This is a genomic window from Pseudomonas sp. TH10 (assembly GCF_016651255.1).
Classification (GTDB): domain Bacteria; phylum Pseudomonadota; class Gammaproteobacteria; order Pseudomonadales; family Pseudomonadaceae; genus Aquipseudomonas.
On the sequence record NZ_JAEKEG010000085.1, the window covers coordinates 1 to 10,000 of the forward strand.

Consider the following 10,000-nt stretch of genomic DNA (forward strand, 5'->3'; position numbering starts at 1 on the left):
ACATCAATGGCCTGCCGATCAACAATCACGAGGCGATGAGCTTCACCCTGAGCGATGGCAAGATCGTCAACATCGCCGCCAACGGCAGCTCCGGTACGTTGTTAGTGCCGATCGCGGATGACGTCTACACCGGCGGCCAGACTTCGCTGGTGAACAAGCTCGAATCCGTCTCCGGCGGCAGCGTGAAGTTTGAACAGCTGACCCTCGACAAGACACCGTTGACCACCACCATCACCGACGAGCCTGCAGGCCAAGGCGACAAAGTGACCGTGGGCATCACTGGCGACGCTTCCGTTGTTGAAGGCCAGACAGCGCACTACACGCTGAACCTGAGCAACACCTCCCACGGCGAAGTCACTGTCACTCTGAAATACAGCGGCACAGCTGCCAATGGCGTGGACTTCCAGGGTGTGACCACGGTCAAGATCCCGGCCAACAGCAATGGCGTTGGTTTCGACATCTCGACCATCAACGACAAACTGGTGGAAGGTTCCGAGAACTTCGTGATCACCATCGACAGCGTCGCTGGCGGTAATTTCGAGAACATCGCGATCGACCCTGCGAAAAACAGCGTCACCACCACTATCGTCGACAACGACCATACACCTGTTGCTGTAAGCGGCGGTGTTACCGGCCTTGAAGACACTGACCTGGTGCTGACGTGGGCCAATTTCCAAACCACCGACGTCGATAACGACAGCCCTCTGAGCATCACCATCACGGACATCGCCGGTCGTGGTGACCTGATGTTCAACGGTGCGGCTGGCTGGGTGAAAGTCGCGGCGGGCCAGGTCATCAGCCAGGCGGATATCGCCGGCGGCAAATTGAAGTTTGTACCAGTGGGCAACGAGTCCGGTGCTGACGGTTATGGCGGTACTGGCATTGGCAACAAGGCCGCTGACTACGCGCAGATCAAGTTCAAGCCTACCGACGGTTCCAACCAGGGCAATGAAGCGACACTCAAAGTCGACATTACCCCGGTAGCTGACAGACCGACGCTGACTGTGGACAGCAACGCCGTCACCTCGACCGGCCTGCTCAAGGAAGTCTGGACCAACCTGTCCGGCCTGAGCGCAGGTTATGACGGTAGCGTCGGCAGTGGCGCGGCAACCGCCACCCTGAAGTCGGTGATCGATGCGGCGAAAAATCCGAACAGCACCAGTACCTCGACCAACGTGCAGTCCAGCGGCGATGTCGTTGCGGGTACCGCATCGAAAACGTCTGGCCTGATCTACCTGGAAGCTGGCAAGACTTACACCTTCAGCGGCAGCGCGGACGACAGTCTGCTGGTAACCATTGGCGGCAAGGATGTAGCCAGCGCGCTGTGGGGTAAAGGTGGAGCCATCTCCGGCGCAGGCTTCAAGCCGACCACCAGCGGCTACTACACACTGGACATCTACCACCACAACCAGAGCGGCCCGGGCAGCTACGATGTGAACCTGTCGGTCAACGGCAGCACGCCGATCGACCTGAGCAGCGCCGGCGTGCCGATCTACACCGGCGTGCAGGATCTGGTGAACTCGGGCGTGACCGTCTCCGATCTGCACGGCACCAACGGCGAAGGTTATTACGACGGCTACAAGCTCAACGAAGGTGCGGAAAACGGCAGCGTACACCTGTCCAAAATCACCACCGCACTGACCGATACCGACGGCTCGGAAAGCCTCAGCGTGACCATCAGCGGCTTCCCGAAAGGTATGGTGCTGAGCGACGACGCGGGCCACACCTGGACCGTGGGCACCGATGGCAAGGCGATAGTGACTGGCTGGAACCTGGCCAACCTGACCCTGACGCCACCTGCTTACTACAACGGCAAGTTCGACCTGACCGTGACCTCGACTTCTACCGAGCAACTGGGTGGTTCGGCTTCGAGTACGGCGACGATTCCGGTCACCATTTACCCGGCGACGTACAACCCGATCACGCTGACTGCGGGCGACGACGTTCAGGACGGCACCTTCGGCAACGACATCATCGTGGCGGACATCGCCGGGCTGACGACGACACCGGGCCAGAACTACAACATCGCCTTCATGGTCGACAGTTCGGGCAGTATGAGCTCCGCCTCCGTGACGTCGGCCAAGAACTCCCTGATTGCGGTGTTTACCTCGCTGATCGCGAGCGCCACATCCCAAGGTGCAAACCCTGGAACCGTGAAAGTGTTCCTGGTTGACTTCGATACGCAGGTGAACAAATCGATCTCGGTCGACTTGTCGAGCAAGGGCGCGCTGGACAGCTTGAAAACAGTGCTCGAGAGCATGAAATCCGGTGGCTGGACCAACTACGAGGACGTGTTCAAGACCACGGCCAACTGGTTCCACAGCGAGGAGGCGCTGAGCAACTCGAATGCGACCAACCTGACTTACTTCATTACTGACGGTGAGCCAACTGCCTACACGTCGTCTGAGCAGGTCAATCCAAAGGTCGTCGACTATCACTGGTCGAACACCAACACCGACATCAATCTCGACAGCCTGATGAAGGCCGGTGATTACACGCCTGGTACCGCGTTCAACACGATGATCGGCGGCAAACTCCGGACATTGGTTGATGCCAGCGGCAACGTTTACAAATGGACCCAGGACATTCTCGGCAACTGGACATCTTCGAAGGTCGACAGCGACTTGAAGATTCACGCGCAGGGTGATGGGACTTACGAGCTGTCTTACAACGACGGCGAAGGCAGGGTAGATCGCCCAAGCGCCATTAACGCAGGACTGGCACTGGCACTGTTCGCAGCCGCCAACTCCACCGTACAGGCCATTGGCTTGAACAACTCAGTTACCGAAAACGACCTGGCTCCGTACAACACGACCAAAGGCAAACCGCTGGCCAACATCAACCCTGATGACCTGGCTAACGCGATCCTCGGCCACAGTGAGGCCACAATGCCAGGTAGCGACACCATCAACGGCGGCGATGGCAACGACATCATCTTCGGCGACCTGGTGAGCTTCAACGGCGTTACCGGTGAGGGCTACACCGCGCTGCAAGCGTTCGTCGGCCAGGAAACAGGTGTCGAAACCAACAAGGTCACCCCAAGCAACGTGCACCAGTTCGTGACCGAGAACTACAAGGCGTTCGACATGTCCGGTGCCCATGATGGTGCAGATACCCTGCTGGGCGGCACCGGCGATGACATCATCTTCGGCCAAGGCGGCGACGACAAACTGTACGGTGGCAATGGCAACGACATCCTGCTCGGCGGAACCGGCAACGACCTGCTCGACGGTGGCGATGGCAATGACATCCTGATGGGGGCAAAGGCAACGACACCCTGATCGGCGGTTTGGGTGGCGACACCTTCGTCTGGAAAGCAGGCGACACCGGTACCGACGTGATCAAGGACTTCAAGGCCAGTGAAGGCGACCGCATCGACTTGCGTGATCTGTTGCAGGGCGAAACCGGCAGCACCATCGACAACTTCCTGAAGATCACCACGGTCGACGGCACGTCGTCGCTGCAAGTCAGCTCGACGGGCAAGTTCAACTCGGGTGACGCTGCAGCAGCGACACCGGATGTGACGATCAAACTGGAAGGCAACAACTGGTCGAGCGCCAACATCCACAACCTGATTGCCGGTAGCGATCCGACCATCAAGGTCGACCACAACAACAGCTGATGCGTGAACAAAACGGCCGCCCTTATGGGGCGGCCGTCACGTTTGCAGGCACCGGACCGGTGACGATTGCGTCGCCGCACCGCATACTCGCGCGCAGTTGGCTATGCTGCTGACAGCATGACGCTGGTTCATTTCTGAGGGATGCTCAATGTTTTACGTGCAACGCGATGCGCAAGGTCTGTTGATTCGCGTGGAAGCCGCGGCCTACGCCGAAGCCACGGAGACGCTGCCCGCGGATCATCATGAGATCCAGGCGTGGTACGCCAACGAAGTGATGGAAGTCAGCCTCAAACAGCTCAAGCAGAGTGACCTGGAAATGATCCGGGTACTCGACGACTTGATTCAGGTGCTGACCAGCAAAGGCGTGATTCGGGTGACGGACTTGCCGGCGGCGGCGCAGGCCAAGCTGATGGACCGGAACCAGGCGCGTGAGGCGTTGGGTGGATTGAGTCACTTGATTGATGATGAAGAGACGGGGTTGATTTAGGACCGTTGCCAAAGCAAAAGATCGTCCGATCGCGGCCCGAGCCTTCGGACGATTTTTTGTGCTTCTGAAGTGTTTACTGCCATGGCTTGGGCTCACCGAACAGCTGCCCCTGAACGCCATACAACCCCATCTCGCGAATCACCGCCAACTCCCCTTCCGTCTCGACCCGCTCGGCAATCAGCGGCAGATCGATGCTGTGCGCCGCACGCTGGATCGCCTCGATGAACAAACGCTTGTCACTCTCCTGATCGATCGCACGAATGTAGCTGCCATCGATCTTCAAGTACGCCAGCCCCAACCGCGCCAGGTTGCCGATCATGCTGAAACGTCCGCCGAAGCGTTGCAGGCTCAGCGAGAAGCCGAGCTCGCGCAGGCGCCGGGTCAGCTGTTCCAGCACTGCTTGCTCCGGCAACTGTTCCTCGCCGATTTCCAGGGTCAGGCGCGCGCCGAGGTTGGAATGCGCGCGCAAAATCTCGAAGACTTTGTTCAACGCCTGTGGATCGGCCAGGGTCGCTGAAGACAGGTTCAGCGCCAGCGAATCCTCGTGCTCTTTCATCTGTTCGAGCACGCGTTCGAGCATCAGGCGATCCAGCCGCGCGGTCCAGCCAAAACGCTCCAGCCACGGCAGGAAACGCCCGGCCGGGATGGTCTGGCCCTGATCATCGAGCAAGCGCGAGAGCACTTTGTAATGCAGCACCAGTTGCGTGTCCTGCGTGGCCACCACCGGCTGAAAGTAAAGTTTCAGGCCTCGATTTGTCAGTGCCTGATCCAGCAGATTGTGCCAGGCATGGTGGTCATCCGCGACGCGGGACGAGGCGCTGTGATCCAGGCAGGCCCAGCTCGGTTCACCCTGGGTTTCCGCCTGCGCCAGAGCCTGGTCGGCTAACCCGATGACCGCTTGCGGCGAATCGCCATGAGCGAACGGCGCCAGACCAATCGACGCCACCGCCGCCACATCCGTCGCGCCCGTGGCGTGCAAACTGCCGAGCGCGGCGTCGAGGTTTTGCGCCAGTTGCAGCGCCTCTTCACGGACCAGCCCCGGCGCCAGCACGGCGAATTCACCGCCGCGAATACGGGTGACGAGATTCTGCGTTTCCGGGTACTTGGCGCACTCGCGCGACAGTTGTTCGCCGACCGCTTTCAACAGTTCATCGGTGCGCTGACCACCCAGACGCTGGTTGAGACCGGCCAGATCCTTGACCCGCAACAGCAGCAGATAGCCCGAGCTGGCCTGCTCCGGATTGCTCACCCGGGCATTCAATTGCATCTCGAAGTACCGCCGATTGGCCAAGCCCGTGAGGTTGTCCTGGTACGATTCGATTCGCAGTTTTTCACTGCGCTCGGCCTGCTCCTGGAACAGCGCCTTGAGCTTCTCGACCATCTGGTTCATCGCCTGCACCACGCGCCGCAGTTCCGGGGTGCGCGGCAGCTCCGGCAGGCTGAGGAATTCGCGACGGGCAATGGCGTGGGACTGCTTGACCATGTAATCCAATGGCTTCAACTGCCGGCGCAACAGCAGCGCGCCGAGCACCGCACTCACTGCGCCGCAGATCAGCAGCCAGCCAAGGCTGCCCAACGCGCTCTGCCACAACTTGGCCACGGCAAACATCGGGTGGCTGACCACCTCGACCCTGGCGGCCTGCTCCCAGCCACGGCTGACGATGGCATCACCACCGGCGGGCTCCAGCCCAATCAGTTTGACGAACCAGTCCGGCACATTGGTGACGGCCGGAATGCCGTTACGCTCGACGATGGTCTGATCGGTCTTCAGATCGACGACGCGGATGCTCGCGTAGTAACCGCTGTCGAAAATCGAACTGACGAGCAACTCGACCATCGCCGGGTCATCGATATTAGGTGTCAACGACAGCGCCAGCGCCGTCGCGGCATCCTGAGCGTGGGAGCGCAACTGGTTGACGTACTGGGTACGCGAGCTCTCCAGACTGACCATGAAGCTGCCGGTGAAGGCAATCACCAGGAACAGACAGATAGCGATCAACAGCTGTTTGAACAAAGACATCTGAGCGCGTGCTCCTAGTTAATCGTTTCGACCGGGAAACCTTCGGCCTGCATTTTCTTCAACACATCCTGCCAGCGTGACAGGCGTTTGGTGTCACCGACCTTCTTGTTGCCTTTGGCCCCCGGCAAATACAGACCTTCAGCATTGAAAGAGTAGACCGGCAGCAAATCGGTTCGCTGCGACGCCGGCTGGATCGGATCGATCAGGCTGTCGAGCACCAGCGGCATGGCATCGGGGGTGGCATAGTAAGTCAGCACCATGTGCGCGCGGTTCTGACGCAGTGCCTTGACGTAGGTGATGCGCAGCTTGTCACTGGAAACGCCAAGGTGACGCAGGCTGAAGTACTTGGCGATTGCATAGTCTTCGCAGTCGCCGGCGCCCTTCCACAACGCTTCGATGGGGGTTTCCCAATAATCGACTTCGCCCCATAGATCGATGTCTTCGACGTAGCGCATCTGTTTATTGAAAAACAGGTTAACCACTTTGAGCTTTTCCATCTCGCTGACCTGTTTCTGCGTGGCCAGCAGATTCTGCCAGGCATCGATGCGCTGCTGCCCGGCGCCCAGCGGTCCGTAAAGGGCCGTGGCCTTGCGGCTGATCGCGGAAAAATCCCAATCGGCATGCAGACCGCCCAGCATGACGCCGGCCAGCAGCAGTGCGCAGCCTAGCCAGCGCAGAGTCCGAGGGATCGCGAAACGTACCGCCAATGCGAGGCATCCAGATCAGGCAGGTGGAATTCGGTTGATGGTGCAGGTTAGCCCGACAAAAGACAATGGCACGATGAGATCACTGATAGCGCGCTAAACTTTCAGGGAGGCCGCCGGTTTGACATCTTGTCCGACAGTCTCTAGTGTCAATTTGGATCCAATATCATTAAAACTTATTCAGGGTGCGTTGTGACACAAAAGCCCAACCCTCTAGGCAGTATCAAGATCAACGCGCCAATCCCCGCACACATGGCCCGCGCAGTGATTGAAGAGACCTTGCGCTCGGCGATTCTCGACGGCCGAATCCCGTGTGGCACAGCGTTGCGTCAACAAGACCTCGCGGATTTCTTCGGGGTCAGCCGCATGCCGGTTCGCGAAGCACTGCGTCAGCTTGAGGCGCAGTCGCTGCTGAGCGTCATCGCACACAAAGGCGCCGTTGTTGCGCCGCTTGTTCAAGGCGATGCGGTGGAAACCTACGCACTGCGCATTCTGCTGGAGTCGCAGGCACTGCGTCTGTCGATCCCCCTGCTTACAGCCGAGGACATTGAACAGGCAGCGCGGCATATCGATGATCTCGAGACAGAGCGCGACTTTACCGAGATCGGTCGTCTAAATCGCCTCTTCCACATGGCGCTCTACAGTAAAGCGCCCAACCGCAGGCTGTTGCGGCTGGTGGAGGAGGGGCTGAATGAAGAGGAACGCTTCCTGCGCTTCAATCTGGAGGCGATGAACCTGGGTGAATTGTCCCAGGAGGACCATCGGGCGCTGTTGCGCGCAGTGGGGGACCGTGATGTCGAGGGCGCAGTGCGCTTGCTTGAACAGCACCTCAATCGTGCGGTGGAAGTGATTACGCGTTATCTCAATAGCCCCGAGCAATAGCCGTTCCAAGAAGGTTTGATCGATGTCATTCGACAGACGCGGGGCGATCAGTTGCGTAATTGGCTACCGGTGAAAGACAATGCGACTAATTATCATTGTGACATCCGGGCAGCCGCATCATGTCTTCATCACCGTTGGCAGCACAGATGCCTGATCAACATGTCGTGAGACAGGCTATCCACTGGCTCCTGCGCTTGCGCAACAACGCTGGCAATTCCCGACTGCGCCTGCAATGCGATGTATGGCGCGCGGAGCGCCAGGGAACACGAACTGGCCTGGCAGCGTGTCAAATCCCTGCAGGCCGAGCTGAACAGCGATCCGCGCGCCATACCAGGCGCCCCGGACCACTTGAATACCTCGCCAGCCAGTGCCTTGGGCGTAGGCCGCCGGCAAGCCCTGAAGATGCTCTCGGGCTTGCTGCTGGTGGGTTCGACAGCCTGGTTGGCCAAGGACGCATACCACTGGCAACAATGGACCTGCGACTTCGCCACCACCACTGGCGAACGGCGTGGTTTCCAGCTGCCTGACGGCACCCGCCTCGAGCTCAATACCGCCAGTTCGGCAGACCTGGATTACACCCCTCATCAGCGGCTGATCAAACTGACCCATGGCGAGATACTCGTGACCTGTGGCGGGATCGATCAAGCCGCCTCGTTTGATCGTCCGTTAAGAGTGCAAAGTGTTCATGGATTATTCGAGGGAGTGGATGCCCGGTATGTCCTTCTTCAGGAACCGAACCACACCCGGCTCAGCGTAACGGCCGGCAAGGTGATCATTCATTCACCAGTGTCCGCCGCTGGCGTGCCCATTGAGGTGCGTCCCGGGCAAAGTTACCTGGTCGATCACCAACAAGCGTCGCTGGCGTCACCGCCTGACCTGGAGCCAGGTAAGTGGGTGGACGGCCTGATGGTTGCGCGAAATATGCGTCTCGCGGACTTCCTGGACGAACTGGGCCGCCATCGGCATGGCCACCTGGGCTGCGCCACAGATATTGCCGACCTACGCCTCACCGGGGCATTCCGTCTGGACGACACTGACCAGCTCCTCGTTGCCCTGACGCACGCCCTTCCCGTCCAGTTGCACTACCGAACGCGCTGGTGGGTGACTCTGCAAGGCAGAGCCTGAGTCATCAGTGATGGGCAAGTGGCATTGATAGGGTGCTAAATGACAAAACCCCTGTCTGCGTTAGCAGACAGGGGTCTCGGAATTTAATCTTGACGATGACCTACTCTCACATGGGGAAACCCCACACTACCATCGGCGATGCATCGTTTCACTGCTGAGTTCGGGATGGGATCAGGTGGTTCCAACGCTCTATGGTCGTCAAGAAATTCTGTATCTGGCTCGTCAACACGGTAACAAGCCAGCAAAAACGGTTACTTCTACAAAACAAAACCCCAACTGCTTTCGCAATTGGGGTTTCGGAATTTAATCTTGACGATGACCTACTCTCACATGGGGAAACCCCACACTACCATCGGCGATGCATCGTTTCACTGCTGAGTTCGGGATGGGATCAGGTGGTTCCAACGCTCTATGGTCGTCAAGAAATTCGGGTACCGAATCGTGGCCAGATGGCCTCGCTTCAGCAAATTGGGTATGGGATAGTTTTCGGTGTTTTGTGAACATCGAACTTTCGGTTCGTTTCGTCTTCACACACCGCAATCTGATGCTCTTTCGAGTAGTCAAATTGCTTGGGTGTTATATGGTCAAGCCTCACGGGCAATTAGTATTGGTTAGCTCAACGCCTCACAGCGCTTACACACCCAACCTATCAACGTCGTAGTCTTCGACGGCCCTTCAGGGAACTCAAGGTTCCAGTGAGATCTCATCTTGAGGCAAGTTTCCCGCTTAGATGCTTTCAGCGGTTATCTTTTCCGAACATAGCTACCCGGCAATGCCACTGGCGTGACAACCGGAACACCAGAGGTTCGTCCACTCCGGTCCTCTCGTACTAGGAGCAGCCCCTCTCAAATCTCAAACGTCCACGGCAGATAGGGACCGAACTGTCTCACGACGTTCTAAACCCAGCTCGCGTACCACTTTAAATGGCGAACAGCCATACCCTTGGGACCGGCTTCAGCCCCAGGATGTGATGAGCCGACATCGAGGTGCCAAACACCGCCGTCGATATGAACTCTTGGGCGGTATCAGCCTGTTATCCCCGGAGTACCTTTTATCCGTTGAGCGATGGCCCTTCCATACAGAACCACCGGATCACTAAGACCTACTTTCGTACCTGCTCGACGTGTCTGTCTCGCAGTCAAGCGCGCTTTTGCCTTTAT

The 10,000-nt window shown here is 58.5% G+C and carries 4 protein-coding genes, 3 rRNA genes and 2 pseudogenes (1 of these 9 cut by a window edge); 4 read left to right on the plus strand and 5 right to left on the minus strand.

The genetic code is table 11. The annotated features are described in order from the left end of the window. Nucleotides 1-5: 5 nt before the first annotated feature. Nucleotides 6-3,622: pseudogene (locus JFT80_RS13445) on the plus strand (type I secretion C-terminal target domain-containing protein); the annotation flags it as partial. A gap of 148 nt (nucleotides 3,623-3,770) precedes the next feature. Then, nucleotides 3,771-4,109, plus strand: a complete 339-nt coding sequence (locus tag JFT80_RS13450; RefSeq protein ID WP_201148187.1) for a tryptophan synthase subunit beta — start codon at nucleotides 3,771-3,773, stop codon at nucleotides 4,107-4,109. Between the two features lie 73 nt (nucleotides 4,110-4,182). Here JFT80_RS13450 and lapD read toward each other — a convergent pair whose 3' ends face one another. Beyond that, nucleotides 4,183-6,129, minus strand: a complete 1,947-nt coding sequence (lapD, locus tag JFT80_RS13455) for a cyclic di-GMP receptor LapD (RefSeq protein WP_201148188.1) — start codon at nucleotides 6,127-6,129, stop codon at nucleotides 4,183-4,185. Between the two features lie 14 nt (nucleotides 6,130-6,143). After that, nucleotides 6,144-6,836: a cysteine protease LapG gene (gene lapG, locus JFT80_RS13460; RefSeq protein ID WP_201148189.1), complete on the minus strand. Its 693-nt coding sequence runs from the start codon at nucleotides 6,834-6,836 to the stop codon at nucleotides 6,144-6,146. Between the two features lie 189 nt (nucleotides 6,837-7,025). Here lapG and JFT80_RS13465 point away from each other — a divergent pair, with 189 nt between their 5' ends. Both JFT80_RS13465 and JFT80_RS13470 read left to right on the plus strand, forming a co-directional pair. Then, a complete protein-coding gene (locus JFT80_RS13465) occupies nucleotides 7,026-7,715 on the plus strand; it encodes a GntR family transcriptional regulator (protein ID WP_122840831.1) in 690 nt (229 codons plus the stop codon). A gap of 119 nt (nucleotides 7,716-7,834) precedes the next feature. Beyond that, nucleotides 7,835-8,840: pseudogene (locus JFT80_RS13470) on the plus strand (FecR domain-containing protein). Between the two features lie 87 nt (nucleotides 8,841-8,927). Here the strand turns inward: JFT80_RS13470 and rrf (JFT80_RS13475) are convergent. From rrf (JFT80_RS13475) to JFT80_RS13485, 3 genes are all read right to left on the minus strand, one after another. Next, nucleotides 8,928-9,043 (minus strand): 5S ribosomal RNA (gene rrf / locus JFT80_RS13475). Between the two features lie 104 nt (nucleotides 9,044-9,147). Further along, nucleotides 9,148-9,263: ribosomal RNA gene (gene rrf, locus JFT80_RS13480) — 5S ribosomal RNA — on the minus strand. A gap of 157 nt (nucleotides 9,264-9,420) precedes the next feature. Further along, nucleotides 9,421-10,000, minus strand: a 23S ribosomal RNA gene (locus tag JFT80_RS13485); it runs 2,314 nt beyond the window's last position.